Consider the following 18,587-nt stretch of genomic DNA (forward strand, 5'->3'; position numbering starts at 1 on the left):
GATGTGGATCATTTGACAGCCATTCAGGAAAAAACAGCCTTTGAACATTTGTTTTTATCAAATTATGAATCAAGTTTAAAAAATTATGAAACCCAAATGACTCATGCGATGAACTCCGTTAAAAGGATAATGATGTCACAAAACCCCTACAGCGGGATGACTCCTTTTGATGTGAAGAAAGAATTAGATCAACATTTTCCGGTCTTTCATCCAAAAATGAATCAAAATCAGCAAACTGTATTTGAAAAACTTACGGATACCATCACTTCAAATACCATTCATGTCAGCCATCCATCAACTGCCGCACATCTTCACTGCCCGCCAATGATTACGGGTTTAGCGGCAGAAGCCGTTATTTCCGGATTAAATCAATCGATGGATTCATGGGATCAAAGCGGTGCAGCTACAATGGTTGAGCAGTATGTAATGAATGGGCTGTGCGGGATGTTCCATCTGCCAGACGGAGACGGTGTGATGACAAGCGGCGGAACGCAGTCTAATTTAATGGGCCTCTTGCTTGCAAGGGAACGCGCTGCCTTAAAGTTTTGGGGATGGAATATTAAAAAGCAGGGTCTTCCGAAAGAACTGCATCGTCTGAAAATTCTATGCTCAGAAGCCGCTCATTTTTCTGTCCAGCAGGCAGCCTCGATATTAGGCTTAGGTGAAGATTCTGTTGTTTTAGTAAAAGCGGATGAAAAGTACCGCATGTGTATGGAAGACTTGGCTGCATGCCTGCACAATCTGAAAAAAAATGGGGAATTGCCTTTTGCGCTGATCGGCACTGCAGGTACAACAGACTTTGGCAGCATCGATCCGCTGGAGGAAATGAGCAGCCTGGCTAAAGATCATGACCTGTGGTTCCATGCAGATGCTGCTTATGGAGGCGGGCTTGTCTTAACAGATACCCATAAGCATAAACTCGGAGGTTTAGAGAAAGCAGATTCCATTACAGTAGATTTTCATAAAATGTTTTATCAGCCAATCAGCTGCGGAGCTTTTCTTGTAAAAAATCGGGAGTCATTTTCGTTTATCAGGCATCATGCTGATTATTTGAATCCAATTGAAGACGAGGAAGATGATATCCCGAATTTAGTCTTCAAATCCATTCAGACAACCAGACGCTTTGATGCACTGAAGCCTTTTCTCTCATTTCAATTAGTCCGAAAAGAGGAATGGGCAGAAATGATTGATCACACGTTGCTTGTAGCACAGAAAACGTATGAGCTCCTGAAAAAAGAGCGTGAGTTCAGCGTCTATCATCAGCCCGAACTGAGCACGGTTGTTTTCAGATACATCGGGACAGGCTTTCTCACGCATGAGAAGCTCAATCAGCTAAACTATCAAATTCGGGAAATTCTACTGGAAAATGGAGAAGTGATCATGGCCCGGACAAAGGTGGACGGCGATGCCTGCCTGAAATTTACCTTTTTGAATCCATTAACAAAAATGGCTGATGTTAAAAAAATCATAAGAAGAATGAAAGAAATTGGCGAAGATGAAACAAGGAGGCTGCAGTATGAACAAACTTGAAGCAATGGCTCTTGCTGAAAAAGCAACTCTTCAAAGCTATTTAAATTGCTTTCTGCGGGAGACAAACAGCGGGAATCTAAGTGCAGATGCACCTGAAGAATTAAGAAAGAAGCACAGTGGCAAATGGATTCATGTTATTTTACAACATCAAAATTCCAGTCTTTATATCCCTGCAGGCTATCTATCTGAGACAGGACGTCACTTGTTAGACTGCCCAGTGTACTGTGATAGTGAGGAAATCGATTACATAACATGCATTGAAAAAACGCTGAAAGAACTGGGTGCAAATGATTCATCATCTGAAAAAGATGAAGAATTGCTTTTGCGTGTCAAACAAAGCTGCGAATCCATGGCTCAATTTCTTGAAGAGCGTTCAGATGATGAGGAAGAACTTTATCAAACCTCATTTGATTTTATTGCAGCAGAGCAGTCCCTTTTATTTGGGCATTTGCTTCATCCGACACCAAAAAGCAGACAGGGAATGACAGAATCAGATATAAAGGTGTATTCACCAGAATTAAAAGGAGCATTTCCGCTGCATTATTTTAGAGCTCATGCTGCGTCTATCTATTCAAAGTCAACAATGCCACAGTCGGCAATTGAACTTATAAAGCAGCTTGTCAAGGATGACCCGGAGATCAGTGATGAGTTTAAAGAGAAGTACGCAGGAAAGGATGAATACGCACTTCTTCCAATTCATCCGTGGCAGGCAGAGTATTTGCTGAAAGACTCAGCTGTTCAAGAATTCATTCAAGAAGGCATGCTTGAAAATCTAGGGCAGCAGGGACAGGCTTTTTATGCAACTTCATCCTTGCGAACGGTCTATCATCCAGATGTTGCCTTTATGATGAAGTTTTCACTTAACATCAAAATCACAAATTCTGTCCGGGTGAACCTATTAAAAGAACTTGAACGCGGAGCTGAAGTGAAAGAATTGATGGACACACAGCTTGGAAGTGAGTTATCTGAACAATTTCCTGATTTTAATATCATTCACGATCCTGCATTTATTACATTAAAGCTGCACGATCAGAAAGAGTCAGGTTTTGAAGTCATTCTCAGGGAAAATCCTTTTTATAAAAGGAGTGCGGAACAAGCAACAGCTCTTGTTGCCCTTTGTCAGGACGGAATGCTGCCACAATCGTCAAGACTTGCAAGCATCGTTCGTGACCTTTCAAAAAAGGAAAAACGGTCAACAGAAGAAATAAGCGAAGACTGGCTGAAACGCTATTTGGCGATTTCATTAAAGCCGATTCTGTGGCTTTATTTTGAAAAAGGCATTGCGCTTGAAGCACATCAGCAAAACAGCGTCGTTCAGCTGGAAAATGGATATCCATCGCGATTTTTTTATAGAGATAATCAGGGATTTTACTTTTGCGAATCCAAAAAGAATGAATTAAATTCGTATCTTCCGGGAATCGGTTTAAAAAGTGAAACGGTATGTTCAGATGCGGTTGCAGATGAACGGCTGCGCTATTATTTCTTTTTCAATCATTTATTCGGACTTGTGAATGCCTTTGGAACGGCAAACCTGGCAGATGAGAAAAATCTTCTTCACCTTATTCGGGAGGAATTGGAAAAGCAGTCCATTCCTGCAACTCATCCATCGCTTTTGCTTAAAACCCTGCTGGAAGACAAGACCTTGCCCTGCAAAGCGAATCTATTAACTAGATTTCATGATTTAGATGAACTGGTTGGGCCGCTTGAAACACAGTCTGTTTATGTTCAAGTGCGTAATCCTTTATTTACAAAGAAGGAGGTCTTTGCATCAAAATGAATCAGCTAGAGACCGGTTTATCTATAACATTTCGAAAGGCCGACTTTGAAAAAGATGCTGCCATGCTTCATAAGTGGCATCACGAACCGCACGTTATTCCTTATTGGAATCAAGATTATCCGTTCAGCCAATATACGAAGCATCTGAAAAAACTTTTGGCGGATGATCATCAAACGCTGTGGATCGGGCATCTGAACGGAGAGGCAATGAGCTATTGGGAAACGTATTGGGCAAGTGCTGACATCATTGGAGATTATTATGCATCAGAGCCTTATGATCAGGGTGTTCATTTGCTGATTGGTGATCCTTTTTACCTTGGTAAAGGTCTTTCACTGCCAATGCTCCGTGAAATCATGAAACAGATGTTTACTGACGAGCGGACACAGAGGATAGTCGCCGAGCCTGACAGCCGAAATAAGAAAATGATTCATGTTTTCAAAAAATGCGGATTCTTTCCGCAAAAGGAAATTCAGCTGCCTGATAAAAAAGCACTCTTCATGATATGTGAAAGAGAAGATTTCGAATGGGGGCTAAAGAATGATTTATGACGTAATAGGAGTAGGACTTGGACCATTTAATCTTGGAATGGCAGCATTGCTTGAGGATGTAAAAGATGTGGACGCGCTCTTTTTTGATCAAAAGCCCCAGTTTAATTGGCATGAGGGACTTTTAATGGAAGGGACCACCTTGCAGGTGCCATTTTTGGCTGACGCAGTTTCAATGGTCAATCCAATAAGCAAATACAGCTTTCTGAATTATCTTCATCATCAAAAAAGACTTTACCATTTCTACTTTCTTGAATCGTTCCATATTCCGCGCAGAGAGTATAATCACTATCTGCAATGGGTGGCTGAAGAACTTGAAAGCTGCAGGTTCGGAAAAAGAGTTGCCGATGTTTTGCAGCATGCTGAAGGTTATGAAGTTCTTGTAGAAGATGTTCGCACTGGGGAAATGGAACGCTTTACTGCCCGGCATGTGGTCCTTGGCATGGGAAGTGCTCCGAATATTCCAGAATGGTCAGCGAAAGGAAAATCTGAAAGTCTTTTTCACTCTGCTCAATTTTTGCATAAGAAAAAAGAAAGTTTAAATGCTGATGCTGTCACCGTCATTGGTTCTGGTCAAAGTGCGGCCGAGATTTTTCTTGAGCTGCTGAAGGAACAAAATGAACAAGGCTATCAACTTAATTGGCTCACACGAACGGACGGATTTTTCCCGATGGAGTATTCAAAGCTTGGACTTGAGCATTTTTCGCCTGACTATACGGAGTACTTTTACAGACTTCCACAGGCATTAAAGGATACGATCGTGCCAAAACAGGACTCCTTATATAAAGGAATAAGTGCTGATACAATTGCTGAAATCTATGATCTTTTATATGAAAGAACGATTGCGGGACAAAGGCCTGATGTTCAGCTACTGGCCAAAACGGCAGTTATTGATATAGAGATTACTTGTTCAGATTTAAACCTGCAATGCCATCAATGGGAGCAGGGAGAAGCATTTAACCTGCATTCGGATATCGTCATCGCAGCAACCGGCTATAAGACAGTTTGGCCAAGCGCTTTTGCAAACTTATCAAATCTTATGAAATGGGACAGCAATAATCGTCCTGTTATTTCAAAAGACTATGAAATAGAGCTGGAGGAAAAAAGGGAAAACAAAATCTTTATTCAAAACGGAGAAATGCATACTCATGGGGTAGGAGCACCGGATCTTGGACTAGGTGCTTACCGGAATGCAAAGATTATCAATCAGCTTGCTTGCAGAAAAGTGTTTGACCTTCCCGAAAAAAATGTCTTTCAGCATTTTGGTGCAGGCCATCTTGTCCGCAGCAAACAAACAGTTTAGGAGAGTGAGTGAGATGACGGTTGAACAAAAGTGGAATGCAGACCATTGGAAGAAAGCGAGCAGACGGCTGCTTGCTAAAATGATATCTGAGTTTTTATACGAAGAAATGATTCAGGCGGAAAAAAAGGATGGCAAACATATTCTGAGCTTTGACAGCGGAATATCCTACCGCTTTCTTGCTGAAGAAAGGCTGATGGACAGTTATTGGGTTGATGAGCATTCGATCGAAACAAATAAACATGGCTCATGGGCAGAAGCTGTGAACCCCATTGAGTTTTTATTAGAACTGCAAAAGGAAATTAAAATAAAACCTTTTACAGCTGCCTATTTAATAGAAGAATATAAACGCACGTTACTTGCTGATACCCATATAATCGCAAATCAGCAACACAGGTCAACAGCAGACTTAACGGATATGGACTATGCAGAGCTTGAAGGGGAGATGACAGGTCATCCCTGGATTACCTACAACAAAGGGCGTATTGGATTCTCCTATTCGGACTATTTGCAATATGCCCCCGAACAAAAGCAGCAGACAACGCTTGTCTGGATTGCCGTCTCAAAGGAGTGGGGGACGTTCCATTCAACCAAAGATGTAGAGTATGAACGTTTAATAGAAAGTGAGATCGGGGAATCAGCAAAAAGAGATTTTAATGTGAAATTAATAAATGAAGGACTGCAGCCTCAAAACTTTTTCTTTATGCCAGTCCACGACTGGCAATGGAATCACGTAATTGTTCCGCTGTTTTCTGAAGAACTATTTGAGCAGCGCATCATCTGCCTTGGCAGAGGAGAAGATCAATACCTGCCGCAGCAGTCTATCAGGACATTTGTCAACATGAATCATAAGAAGAAGCATCATGTAAAGCTGCCAATGAGTATTTTGAATACACTTGTCTACAGGGGACTGCCGGCTGAGCGGGTGGTGCTGGCTCCGGAAATTACAGCACATATTCAAGGAATCCGGGATAACGATTCATTTCTGAGAGATAGATGCCGGGTTATTCTTCCTGGAGAAGTGGCGAGCATGAATTACCATCATCCTGATTACGTTAAACTAGAAGGAGCACCTTATCAATTTTTGGAGATGCTTGGAGTCATTTGGCGCGAAAGTATATACTCATTCTTAGACGAAGGCGAACAGGCCATTACTCTTGCCGCCCTATTATATGAAGGGGAGGACGGGAAATCGTATACACTGGAATTGATAGAAAAGTCCGGGCTCAGCGTGGAAGAATGGACGAAGCAGCTGTTTGATGTCCTCTTGCCGCCGCTGCTTCATTATCTTTATCAATACGGAACCGTTTTTTCACCCCATGGACAAAATACGGTTGTCATTTTAAAAGACTCCAAACCTCACAGACTGGCTGTTAAAGATTTTGTGGATGATGTAAATATCAGCGACCAGCCGCTTCCTGAGCTGAATGCCATTTCGGCTGAGCTTAAAAACGTGCTTAGGAGTGAAGCGCCTGAAGGATTGTGCCAATTTATTTTCACTGGATTATTTGTCTGCCATTTCAGGTATTTAGCTGATATCCTGCATAGAAAAGCAGACTTTGATGAAACGAAATTTTGGAATAAGCTAAGGGAATCGATCCTCTCGTATCAAGCTCAATTTCCGGAGCTGAAAGAACGCTTTCTGCTCTTTGACCTGCTGCGGCCAACGTTTAAAAAGCTCTGTCTCAACCGCAATCGGATGATTGAGTATGGGTATGGAGACGGAGATGACCGGCCGCATGCTTCAGAGTTTGGACAAGTGAGAAACCCGTTAGCAATAGAAGAACGCGTTACTGTTTAGGAGTGGCCATATCGGCCTCTTCTTTTTTTTGTGCATAATCCTTATAAACCTGCATATAATACTTACATATCATTATAAAAACTTGAATAATGCTCAGATATCAATTACAATCACTTATAACAACTTAATTTCTATGTTATTGTAGAAACATTTCTGAAAGTTAGGTGGGTATTTTGTACCAAGAAGAACGCTTAATCTCCATTCTTGACTATTTAAAAGAAAACAAGCGAATCACGGCTGATCAAATATGTTCGCTTTATGATGTATCCAAAGATACTGCCAGGCGTGATCTTGTAAAGCTTGAAGAACAGAAACTGATTATTAGAACAAGAGGCGGGGCCATTTTGCCGAGCTCGCACACCGAAATCAAAGACTATCAAAACCGCCTGCAAACGGTGTCTTATGAAAAAGAATTAATCGGCAAAAAAGCGGCCAGTCTGATCCGGGAAGGAGACAGAATCATTTTAGACGCTTCCACTACTGTTCAGGCTTGTGCAGAATTTATTGATATTAAAAATGCCGCCATTATTACGAATTCCATTAATCAGGCCGATATTTTATCAACAAAGCCAGGCATTCATATTCATCTTCTTGGGGGAGAGCTTCAAAAAGAGCATCGTTTTTTATATGGATCCTCAGTGGTGGAAAAACTATCAAAATATCAGGTTGATAAAGTGTTTATTGGGGTTGTTGGCATTTCTGAGAGAGGGCTTTCCATCGCTCATGAAGAAGATGGAATGGTTAAACGGAAAATGATCAGCCAGGCAAATCAAGTTATCGCACTTGCTGATCATTCAAAGCTCGGAGTTACTGATTTTTTCCTTTATGCAGATCTTCACGAAATCGATTTGCTTATAACAGATAAAGAACCGGATAAAGCATTCAGAGACTTGCTTGATAAACACAATGTGGAATTACTTGTGGCAGAGGAGGAAATGGAATGACCAAATTAATTGCAATAGATCTTGATGGAACGTTATTAAACAGTGCAAATAAAATCAGCGCAGAAAATTTGAAAGCAATAAAATCTGCTCAAAAAGAGGGCATAGAAGTGGTCGTCGCTACTGGCAGAGCACATTTTGATGTAGTAGAAATTTTTAAGGATACAGGTGTAAAAACATGGATTATAGCTGCAAATGGAGCTACGATTCATAATCCAGAGGGGGTATTATTTCATTCACAGCCTATGGAAAATGAAACAGTAGCTGCTGCGCTTCAATTTTTGGAACAGAACCATTACTACTATGAGGTGTTCGGCTGCGATGCCATCTATACGCCTCAAAGCGGAAGAGAGCTAATAAATATCGAAATTGACCGGGTCGAAAGTGCAAATCCGGATGCGGACCGCGCTCAGCTTCTGCAGGCAGCTGCAAAACAATACAGCCAGACAGGCTTTAAGTTCGTTGAATCGTATAAGGACATTCTAAATCAAACTTTGGAGATCTATAATATTCTCGCTTTTTCTTTTCATCAGGAAAAGCTTGATGCAGGCTGGGAGAAATTTAAAGACACAGATAATATCACTTTGGTTACATCAGCTGCACACAACTTTGAAATTGAGCATAAGCTTGCATCTAAAGGGATTGCTCTACAGAAACTGTCTGCCCATCTTGGGGTTGAACTGATAGACACTGCAGCCATCGGCGACAGCATGAATGACAAATCGATGCTTGAAATAGCGGGAAAAAGCATTGCAATGGGGAATGCCCGCCCAGAAATTAAAGCCATCTGCAAGGATATTACTCTTACAAATGATCAAGACGGGGTAGAGCTTGCGATAAAACGGATGATGGATGCGAAGCAGCAAGTGTGAGAAAAGGCCGGTCTCATATTTGAGACCGGCCTTTTCTATGCCATGAAATGATCATTATTTATATAATAAACAAGATGATCTGCCCATTCGTTATTTTCATAAAGAAACCCTTTGCGCAGGCACTCGAACTCCATCCCCACACTCTTGGCCAGCTTTACAGATGGGTGGTTATCAAGATTGATGTGCGCCTCAAGACGGTGATAGTTCAATTGATCAAATGCAAGTCCGATGGCTGCTTTAACAGCTTCCTTGCCATAACCCATTCTCCAGAATTGATTATGAATTGTATATCCCATGCGGGCCCATTGAAAATCATCACGGAGCAAAGTTGAGAAATCGACATATCCGACATGCATTCCATCTGCTAACCTGAATACACCGAAAACATATGCTTTATCTTCGTTGATGAGCTGTTGATGTTTGTCGGTGAACGCAGCAAACCACTCTTCCGTACAAACAGTCATATCCAGCCTGCCTTCGTCGTATTTGTGCTGTTTAGGCCGCCTGTTTCTATATGCTGAAAGCCATGTTTGATAATCAGATGCCTGATAAGGGCGGATGATCAGGCGGACTGATTTTGTATAATAGTTAGCCAACGAATACCCCTCTCTCTTTTTCATGATCGAAAAATTGATTCAGCCTGATTATTTTTCTTTCTTTAGATGATTAAGTGCTATTAACCGTCTGAGGAGAATGGTGTGAATCGAGAAAATGAGCTTTAATCCGAATACTGCAGAAAGAAACCGCAGCCCCGGGTTTATTGTACTTATCAATCCGAAGTCCTGCTGCCTGAGAGTTATTGATTCGGCCGGCAGCGACTCTATTTTTGCAGAGAATGTTTTGAATAAAACTTTTAGAGATATATGGCATAATCCTCTGAAATGTTCTCAAAGCACATTTGAATCTGCACAGTCTGCAAAGAGAAAGGAAAAGCAAATTTCTTATGCAGGAAGTCAGTAAGGCGGGTTAACACTCATTTTCAAATAGATTGGCAGAAAAATTGTAAATGACGTACCGGTACCAGGCTGACTTTTCACATAAATATGGCCGTTCATTGCTTTAATAATGCTGAAAGATACCATCATACCAAGACCGGTTCCGTTCGATTTAGTAGAGAAATAGGGCTCCCCAAGCCTCAGCACCTGATCAACCGTCATTCCTTTACCATAGTCAGATATCACGATTTTGATTTGAGAGTCTTCTTTTAAAGTTGACACTTCTATTAAACCGCCTGCAGAATAGGACTCTATGCCATTTTTGAGAATATTAATCAGTGATTGCTTAAGTTTTAAAGGATCTCCAAGAACTAAAATGTCATCAGAACTGAAGTTTTCATTAAACTGCACATTTTCCATTTGTGCAAGAGGCTTCATGACGTTGATGCAGTTCCTAAGTTCAGTATGGATCTCAATCGGATCATTATTTTCAGCTTCAGGTCTTGCGAATGTCAGATAATCTTTGATAATGTTAGTCGCTCGGTCTAACTCGTTTAATGAAATTTCTATGTATTCTTCCTTTTTTTCCTGGCTGATATCTTCTTCTCGGAGCAGCTGCAGGAACCCCTTTGTCGTCGTCAGAGGATTGCGGACTTCATGAGATATGCTTGCTGCTAAGTGACTGACCACTTCAAGTTTTTCTGCTTTAATCACCCTTTTCAGCAAATTAGAGTTTTGGACAATCGTTTCAAAAAGAATCGTTCCTATGACAGCTGCAAATATATGGAGGATAAAAAGTTTAATATAAGATTCCAGAAGAAAAAAAGAACCATAAATCAATTCAATATGCAGGATTGAAAAAAGCAGAGATGTCAGCACGATGGCTACAACAAGAATTAATTTCTTTCTGAGTCTGCTTTTTAAATAATAGGATGAAAGCATTGGTACGAAAAGAACAAGAATGCCAGCCATCACAATAGTCGGATAGATGCCGTTTCCCCCAAGAAGCAGCCGGGTCACAGTGGTAACGGCAAATAAAAAGAATCCAAGAGGATATCCTCCGTACAACAGTCCCATTACATAGGGAATTCGCCTGAAGTCAAAGAAAAAATCATCCTCAATCATAAACGGATACAGCATGCTTAAAATAATCGCAAGTGCAGGCAAAATAGCAAAGAGCCATTTATTTCTTTTTTTATTCGTTTCTTTTCTCATATATAACAGCTGTATAATCAACAGCGGGGAAAAAACAAGTAAAAAATTCAGTAATACATCCTTCATTCCCATGTAGTTCTCACCTTATCCGCAAAAGTATTAAAAAACTTATCTATTAAAATATATATCAAATTTACTAGAGAATGTTAGAATATTCTAAAAGACTTTAAATTTTTTTGTCAGGAGAAATGTAATGGAGCAAAAAGCAAATGCAAATTAAATTAATGGCTAAAAAAGAATACGATCTGGCAGCAGAATTTTTGCGGACCGATATGGAATTGAATGCCTTAATCATAGAAGACTTAACAGAAGAACATATGATGGTTTATGGAGGTTATTTGAATGCGCATTTAAACGCCATTTTAATGATCTATCCTGAAAAAATTTATTACTACAGCCCCGTTATCAATCTCCCATTAGCAGAATTTGCATTAATCATCCGGGAAACCGGCATCAGGAAAATTGTCGGGAAAAAAGAATTGATCGAAGAGTTTAAATGTCACTTTCAAATAGATCTTGAGAGTGATTCGTTCATGCTCAGATATGTAGGAAGCAGAGATTTTCAGGCAAGCAAGAATGTTAAAATGATTACTAGTCTTGAGGAATGCCGAAAACTATACGATTTGTTCATGGATGTCGATGAATATAAAATGATTGGCCCAAATGAAGACTTCTTTGCAAATGATCACTATCAAAACATAGAATCAGGCAAGTTGAAAGTATTCTACAAAGCAGTAGGAGGAACAATGGTTTCAACGGCCGGCGTGTTTATTGAAAGCTGCCATACTGCCATTATAGCCGGTGTAGCTACACCACCGTTTCATCGGAGGAAAGGTTATGCTTCTGAAGTGATTCGTGCCATTTGCCAGGAGATTGCAAATGAAGAAAAGGCCATTTATTTGTTTTATAATAATCCAGAAGCAGGAAAACTTTATAAACAGCTTGGATTTTATGAGGCTGCAAAATGGAAAGTCCTTGGAATCTCAGCACACTCTTAATATTATGCTTGCACGAAAGCGAAACTTCAGCTATGCTTAGAAACAATTGTTAATGAATTTTAAAAATTTAATATTTTTTTCAAGCGATAGGTGCTAATTGCAAGAGTGCATGTCTGTATTAGCTTAAAAGGGAAGCTCGGTTGAAAATCCGACACGGTCGCGCCACTGTAATGGGGAGAATTCTATAAAAGCCCACTGTTTTTCTAATGAAAAATGGGAAGGGAATAGAATACAATGAACCTGAGTCAGGAGACCTGCCTATCGTATGCACTTCATGCCTACGCGGAATAGGGAGGGTGATGCGATATGTTGAAACCTGTCTTGTGTCTCAACTCAAGTTAGCTATGTCCATCAAACTCTCTTCTTGCAAGAGAGTTTTTTTCATGCGCCGAAAGTTGAGAAGATTAGAAACGGGGGAGCAGCAATGAGCATTAAAAATTCAAACTTAGGTTATCCGAGAATCGGAGAAAAAAGAGAGTGGAAAAAGACGTTAGAATCATTCTGGAAAGGCGATTTAACTGAGCAGCAATTTGAACAGAAGATGAAAGAGATCAGGCTGTCTCATTTGCAGAAGCAGATGGATAAAGGAATTGACCTAATTCCTATTGGTGACTTCACCTATTATGATCATATACTGGATACAGCTGTTATGTTTGGTCTTCTTCCGGAGAGGTTCCAGAATCAGGATGCAAATTCCCTTCAGACCTACTTTGATATTGCAAGAGGCAGCAGTGAGCAAGTGGCGGCTGAAATGACAAAATGGTTTAACACGAATTATCATTATATTGTACCGGAACTGGGTCAGGCAGAGCCAAGGCTGACCGAAAACCGGCTTTTGCATCTTTACCTTGAAGCAAAAGAAGAGCTCGGCATAAACGGTAAGCCTGTTATTGTCGGTCCGCTTACCTTAGTTGCTTTATCAAAAGGTGAAAATAAAGACCAAGTACTTCAGAAATTAATTCCTTTATACGTTCAGGTGCTTCAGGAGCTTGCAGATGCGGGCGCTGAGTGGATACAGATTGATGAACCGGTGTTTGTGACATCGAATGTAAATGGTGCATTATTTTCAAAGGCTAAAGAAATTTACGGAACGATCAGAAGAGAGTCAGAAAATACAAAGCTGCTGATCCAAACTTATTTTGAAAGTGTTGAGCAATACGAGGATCTGGTCAGCCTCCCCGTTGATGGCATTGGACTCGATTTTGTTCATGACAGTGGTGTATCGCTTAAAAAGTTGATAACGGCAGGATTTCCAAAGGACAAAGTTCTTGCTGCAGGGATCATTGATGGACGTAATGTTTGGAAGGCAAGTCTGCAAAAGACCGTAAATCTTGTCAACACCATCCTTGAAGCTGTTGATCGGGACCGGCTTATTCTTCAGCCTTCATGCAGTTTAATTCATGTGCCAGTGACTGCAGAACATGAACAGCAGTTAGATCCTCTTGTAAAAGGTGCATTATCTTTTGCGGATGAGAAGCTTTACGAGCTGAGTGTCTTAACGAAGTTTTTCAACTTTGAAACTGAAGCAGAGGTACTTAAAGAATATGATTCAGCTACTGATCATTTATCATCATCAAAGCTGAGAAACCAAAGTGCTGTTCAGGATGCGATGAATCAGCTGGATTCCTTTTCAACAGAGAGAATGGAAGCTTGCCTGCGGAGAAAACTGCAAAACAACCGGTTCAGCCTTCCTTTGCTTCCTACAACAACGATCGGGAGCTTTCCGCAAACAAAAGAGGTTCGGGCTCAGCGCCTTAAATGGAAAAAAGGCGAATTGAGTGAACAGCAATACAGTATTTATATAGAAGAAGAAATAAAAAAATGGGTTGAAATTCAGGAAAATCTTGAGCTGGACGTTCTGGTGCATGGAGAATTTGAAAGGACGGACATGGTGGAGTTCTTTGGTGAAAAATTATCCGGTATAGCGATTACGACTTTTGGCTGGGTGCAATCCTATGGCTCGCGCTGCGTCAGACCGCCAGTTATATATGGAGATGTAGTACTTGAGAAGCCAATGACAGTAAAAGAAACCGTTTTTGCTCAAAGTCTTACTGAAAAACCTGTAAAAGGGATGCTGACAGGTCCTGTCACGATTTTAAACTGGTCATTTGTTCGAAATGATCTCCCTAAATCAAGTGTCCTTAATCAATTATCACTCTGCATCCGAAAAGAAGTTGAGGCACTTGAACAAGCTGGTATTGCGATGATACAAGTAGATGAGCCGGCACTCAGGGAAGGCCTCCCGCTGAAATCGGAGAAATGGAATGAGTATTTAAAAGATGCGGTGACGGCATTTAAGCGGTCAACAGCTTCCGTCCAGCCGGACACACAAATTCATACACATATGTGCTATTCGAATTTTGAAGATATTATCGAAGCGATTGATGCATTAGATGCAGATGTCATTTCAATTGAAACTTCAAGAAGCCACGGTGAACTCATCCATTCATTTGAGAAAAATTCATATGGGAAAGGGATTGGGTTAGGCGTATACGATATTCACAGCCCAAGAGTCCCGACTGAAAACGAACTCGTCATGAATATTGAACGTGCCCTGCAGGTTTTAGATCCGGATCTTTTTTGGGTCAATCCTGACTGCGGGCTGAAGACAAGAGGAGTCACGGAAACGATTGAAGCATTAAAAGTGATGGTGACAGCCGCGAAAAGCTGCAGAGAAAAAGCAAGCGAGGCTGCATCAGTATAAGTCTCTCCAGTGTAATCAAAAAACAAGCCTGTTCCTAAAAACGGAACAGGCTTGTTCGGCATCTTAGCGGACACCTTTCATGTAACTTTGAATTTTAGGAGAAAGAAGAAGCATCAGAACTCCTAAAAGTACCGCTATACCGCCGATGATACCAAAATAGAGAATTTCAGTTTCGGGTTTGTAGAATTTTACAATTTGAGCGTTAATAGCTTGTGCAGATGCACTTGTCAGGAACCATAGACTCATTGTCTGTGCTGAGAATGCAGCTGGAGCAAGCTTTGTCGTTGTAGATAAACCAACAGGTGACAGACAAAGCTCTCCGAGTACAACCAGGAAGAAGCTAAGTATTAGCCAAATCGGGTTAGCAAGTGAATCTGTTCCGTTCACGTAAGCAGGAATAATCATAATCAAAAATGATAAACCTGCAAAAAACAAACCAAATGCAAATTTTTTCGATGTAGATGGCTGACGATTGCCTAGTTTAATCCAGAGCCATGCAAACACCGGCGCCAAGAAGACAACGAATAATGGATTTAACGATTGAAATAATGATGATGGAATTTCAAAACCGCCAAATTTTAATTGAGTTCGAGTATCAGCGTATGCTCCAAGAATCGTAGCTCCTTGTTCCTGTATCGCCCAGAAAACCATTGCCGCAATGAACAGTGGAATATAAGCAATAAGGCGAGAGCGTTCAACATCTGTTGACTTAGGACTGCGGTACATCACAATGAAGTAAACCGTAGGAATTAAAATACCTAAAATACTGATTAAGAAAGTAAATCTTTCTATCGTCAGATAGCCGGTTGAAATAGAAATTGCTCCTAAAATTCCGATAACAGCTATACCAATAGCCAATCTTCCGAAAACTTTTTTTCTTTCAGAAGGAGTAAGCGGGTTTGGAACTGCATTTCCGGCCAATCCAAGATTTTTCTTTTTTGTCAGCAAGAAGACGATTAATCCTAAGGCCATACCAATTGCAGCAAGTCCAAAACCTAAATGAAAATTGTATTTTTGACCTACAGTACCAACAATAATTGGGGCTAGCAGACCGCCTAAGTTGATTCCCATGTAGAAAATGCTGAATCCTGAATCGCGGCGATTATCATCTTTGCTGTATAGATCACCCACAATATTCGAAATATTCGGCTTAAGCAACCCGGTACCGATTACAATGAAGAACATTGACACGAAAAATGCTGCAATGCTTCCAGGGAAAGCAAGAATAATATGACCAAGCATAATAAGAACTCCGCCATAAAAAACAGTTCGTGTATTTCCTAGCAATCTGTCGGATATCCAGCCTCCGATGATTCCGGACATATAAACGAGGGAACCATAGATGGACATAATGGAAAGAGCAGTAGTCTGATCAAGACCAAGTCCGCCATCTTTCATGGAATAATACATATAATACAGAAGAATAGCTCTCATCCCATAATAAGAAAAACGCTCCCAAAATTCTGTGAAGAATAGCGTGAACAATCCTTTAGGATGACCGAAAAAACCTTTTTGCGGTACACTTTGTACAATTTTGTCTTTGTCAATCGATGACATGATGCAAGAAGCCTCCTTTTTACCATGTATAATAATACTACTATTAAAATTGAATTGTCAAAAAAAAACTGTAAAAATGCTATATGAATTATTTTTTTAATATAATTTACTATAATGCGTTCAGCCCTGTTTTTTAAGTCTATTTCTTTAAATTCTATAATTAAGGAAACAACATACTTTGGGTCTGTGAGTTTCGTATAATCAGAACCGGCTTCTGAACATCAATTGCGTTAGTCAGTCTTCAATCAACAATAGGCGACATAAATCTACTTTACAAACCGGCGGTCTGTTTTTAAAATGTAGAAAGGAGGCGTCGAATCATGAAGCAATTTGAAAGAAGAGTGCGTTCAGAGAAGGCATTGCTTGAAGCTGCATCTGCATTGATTAAAGAAGTGGGATGCGCAAAAACCACCCTCTCAGAAATCATGGAGAGGACAGGCCTGTCAAAGGGAGCCATCTATCATTATATTAAAAGCAAAGATGAGCTATTCGCTAAAGTGCTTGAAGCGAGGATTCATGAAACAAATGAAAAATTCTTTGAAAAAATGGGGAAGAGCAAAGAGGATATGACGGACCCTATCGATGTTTTATCGGAAAGTTTCGAAGCAATTAATCATCCAAAAGATGTAGTGAATCATATCCTGTTATACTTTATCGGCAGGAATGAACAAAAAAATGCAAAGGAAGCTCTCCGTGAATTTGATCAATGGATGTTTGAGTTTTCAAAGCTCTGGATTGTATCCGGTCAAAAAAATGGAGTGATCAGCGAGCAGATTGATGCAAATCAGACTGCTGAACTTTTTGTCCTGATGTCTTCAGGATTTAGAATGAGAAACGTCCACAGCGGATCAGATTATGAGTTTCAAACCTGTCAGTTTACAGCTATGATGAAGAATTTGTTCAGGAAAGACCCTGTTCTTTTGAAATAGTCTTTATATTGAAATTATTTTACGCTTTTGGATTATAAGGAATGGTTCGTCCATCTAATCTTATAGAATCAAAAAAAGAGAACATGATGTTCTCTTTTTTTTGGATTCTATTAATCTAATACTTCGACTTTTACCGTTTTACGGCCCCATTTTCTTGCTTCTGCACTATTAGGCATCAAAACATCAATTTTATGATTGACGATTGCACCGCCTGTATCACCTGCAATAGCAACTCCATAACCTTCAACCCAGACTTTCTTGCCCAGAGGAATGATTTTTGGATCAACAGCAATGAGTTTCATATTTGGATTTTCTTTAATATTTATGCCAATAGCCGTATAGTCGCTGGCCGTATCTTCGTGGCTGTAAGCAGTAGCGGTTACATAGAAGATTTTGCTTTCATCATTTTCTTCTTTTGGAGGCTCATTGGCAGCAGGTTTATCAGCAGATACAGGCTTGGCCGGTGCTGCTACAGCTGCAGCTTCTTTCTTTTTCGCTGCTGCAGCTTTGGCCTTTGCTGCTTCCTTTGCTTTTGCAGCTTCTGCACGGGCGTTAGCTTCAGCAAGAAAAGCGGCCTGCTCTTTCTTTTTCGCAGCGGCAATACTTGCGGCCCGTGCAATTGCCGCTTCCTGTTCTTTTTTAATGCTTGCTTCAATTGATTTCATTTGAGTCTGAAGGGCTGATTTTTCCTGTTCAGCAAGCGTCACTTCTGTTGAAATCTTTTGATATTCAGCTTGAAGGGCAGTCATTTTCTTTTGTCTGTTTTGCATCGCTTCTTCAAGCTTGACACCGCTTGATGCTAATGTTTGCTTCTGTTCAGTCAGCAGAACCTCTTGTCTGTCGATCTCTTTTTTATCTTCTTCGATTTTCTTTAAATCAGCCTGCTGCTGCTCTAGAATGTCATTATCAGCATTTAGGAGAGTGGCAACAGCTCCAATTCTCTCAAAAAAGTTCGAAACACTTTCTGCATTAACTAATGTATGAATGACAATATCAGCGTGATCATTCTCCTGAAGGGCAACAAGCCTTGCATGCATGATTTCCTCACGGCTTAATACCTTGTCCTGAAGTGCCACAATTTCTATTTTCTTTTCATCGATTAATTGATTTGTTTTTTTAATCTTTTCTTGAATGGAGGCGTATTCTTTTTCATTTTTTACAACAAGAGCTTCCATGTTCTGAAGTTCGTTTTCCATTTTCTGAACAGCGGTATGTACTGCTTGCTTTTGTTTTTCTTTTTGATTCAGCACTTCCTGATTTTGGTCAAGCTGCTTCTCAGCTTTATGCAAGGTGTCCTGATTCGTTTGCGCTAGGGCAGTGTTATAGCTTGATAGAGTAACAAAACCGACAGAAAGCGCGGCAATCATACGCATTGAAAATCTCATAAAACAACCCCTTTCTTGTATTTTAGTTATACCACAAAAAAGGGGCCTTTTAGATTACAAATCTGTTAAATCATTCAATATACGACAAATTAATGAAA

14 protein-coding genes and 1 riboswitch are annotated in these 18,587 nt (G+C 40.3%); of the genes, 10 read left to right on the forward strand and 4 right to left on the reverse strand.

Going from position 1 to position 18,587, the window contains the following annotated elements:
• The first annotated feature begins 3 nt into the window (after positions 1-3).
• The 7 genes from QFZ72_RS13835 to QFZ72_RS13865 all read left to right on the forward strand — a co-directional run bounded on the left by QFZ72_RS13835 (position 4) and on the right by QFZ72_RS13865 (position 8,766).
• Positions 4-1,530 (forward strand): pyridoxal phosphate-dependent decarboxylase family protein, encoded by a 1,527-nt coding sequence (locus QFZ72_RS13835; RefSeq protein ID WP_373464537.1) that lies wholly within the window; start codon positions 4-6, stop codon positions 1,528-1,530.
• Positions 1,517-3,307 (forward strand): IucA/IucC family protein, encoded by a 1,791-nt coding sequence (locus QFZ72_RS13840; protein WP_307434148.1) that lies wholly within the window; start codon positions 1,517-1,519, stop codon positions 3,305-3,307. Before QFZ72_RS13835 ends, QFZ72_RS13840 begins: the two co-directional genes overlap by 14 nt.
• A complete protein-coding gene (locus tag QFZ72_RS13845) occupies positions 3,304-3,855 on the forward strand; it encodes a GNAT family N-acetyltransferase (RefSeq protein WP_307434150.1) in 552 nt (183 codons plus the stop codon). The genes QFZ72_RS13840 and QFZ72_RS13845 overlap by 4 nt, the downstream gene beginning before the upstream one ends.
• Entirely contained in the window at positions 3,845-5,155 is a 1,311-nt protein-coding gene (locus tag QFZ72_RS13850; protein ID WP_307434152.1) for a lysine N(6)-hydroxylase/L-ornithine N(5)-oxygenase family protein, read from the forward strand. The genes QFZ72_RS13845 and QFZ72_RS13850 overlap by 11 nt, the downstream gene beginning before the upstream one ends.
• Before the next feature lie 13 nt (positions 5,156-5,168).
• Entirely contained in the window at positions 5,169-6,953 is a 1,785-nt protein-coding gene (locus QFZ72_RS13855) for an IucA/IucC family protein (protein WP_307434154.1), read from the forward strand.
• A 173-nt stretch (positions 6,954-7,126) separates the two neighbouring features.
• Positions 7,127-7,897, forward strand: coding sequence for a transcriptional regulator GlcR (locus QFZ72_RS13860; protein WP_307434156.1), 771 nt, complete (start codon positions 7,127-7,129; stop codon positions 7,895-7,897).
• Positions 7,894-8,766 (forward strand): Cof-type HAD-IIB family hydrolase, encoded by an 873-nt coding sequence (locus QFZ72_RS13865; RefSeq protein ID WP_307434158.1) that lies wholly within the window; start codon positions 7,894-7,896, stop codon positions 8,764-8,766. Before QFZ72_RS13860 ends, QFZ72_RS13865 begins: the two co-directional genes overlap by 4 nt.
• 35 nt (positions 8,767-8,801) lie before the next feature.
• Here QFZ72_RS13865 and QFZ72_RS13870 read toward each other — a convergent pair whose 3' ends face one another.
• Together QFZ72_RS13870 and QFZ72_RS13875 are read right to left on the reverse strand one after the other, a co-directional pair.
• Positions 8,802-9,386: a GNAT family N-acetyltransferase gene (locus QFZ72_RS13870; RefSeq protein WP_307434160.1), complete on the reverse strand. Its 585-nt coding sequence runs from the start codon at positions 9,384-9,386 to the stop codon at positions 8,802-8,804.
• Positions 9,387-9,719: 333 nt separating this feature from the next.
• Positions 9,720-10,988 carry an ATP-binding protein gene (locus QFZ72_RS13875; protein WP_307434162.1) on the reverse strand — a complete coding sequence of 423 codons (1,269 nt, stop codon included), beginning with the start codon at positions 10,986-10,988 and terminating at the stop codon, positions 9,720-9,722.
• Positions 10,989-11,125: 137 nt separating this feature from the next.
• Between QFZ72_RS13875 and QFZ72_RS13880 the strand changes: the two genes are divergently transcribed.
• Positions 11,126-11,914 (forward strand): GNAT family N-acetyltransferase, encoded by a 789-nt coding sequence (locus QFZ72_RS13880; protein WP_307434164.1) that lies wholly within the window; start codon positions 11,126-11,128, stop codon positions 11,912-11,914.
• Between the two features lie 71 nt (positions 11,915-11,985).
• A riboswitch (cobalamin riboswitch) is annotated at positions 11,986-12,190 on the forward strand.
• Positions 12,191-12,338: 148 nt separating this feature from the next.
• On the forward strand, positions 12,339-14,618 hold the full coding sequence (metE, locus tag QFZ72_RS13885) for a 5-methyltetrahydropteroyltriglutamate--homocysteine S-methyltransferase (RefSeq protein WP_307434166.1): 2,280 nt from the start codon (positions 12,339-12,341) through the stop codon (positions 14,616-14,618).
• Positions 14,619-14,681: 63 nt separating this feature from the next.
• Here metE and QFZ72_RS13890 read toward each other — a convergent pair whose 3' ends face one another.
• Positions 14,682-16,175 carry a peptide MFS transporter gene (locus tag QFZ72_RS13890; RefSeq protein ID WP_307434168.1) on the reverse strand — a complete coding sequence of 498 codons (1,494 nt, stop codon included), beginning with the start codon at positions 16,173-16,175 and terminating at the stop codon, positions 14,682-14,684.
• Positions 16,176-16,495: 320 nt separating this feature from the next.
• On the opposite strand from QFZ72_RS13890, the gene QFZ72_RS13895 reads away from it, so the two are divergent.
• Complete coding sequence (locus QFZ72_RS13895; protein WP_307434170.1) at positions 16,496-17,104, forward strand: TetR/AcrR family transcriptional regulator; 609 nt, start codon at positions 16,496-16,498, stop codon at positions 17,102-17,104.
• Positions 17,105-17,214: 110 nt separating this feature from the next.
• On the opposite strand, the gene QFZ72_RS13900 is transcribed toward QFZ72_RS13895, so the two are convergent.
• Positions 17,215-18,489, reverse strand: coding sequence for a 3D domain-containing protein (locus tag QFZ72_RS13900; RefSeq protein WP_307434172.1), 1,275 nt, complete (start codon positions 18,487-18,489; stop codon positions 17,215-17,217).
• Positions 18,490-18,587: the final 98 nt, after the last annotated feature.

Origin of the sequence: Bacillus sp. V2I10 (assembly GCF_030817055.1) — a bacterium.
Classification (GTDB): Bacteria; Bacillota; Bacilli; order Bacillales; family Bacillaceae; genus Bacillus_P.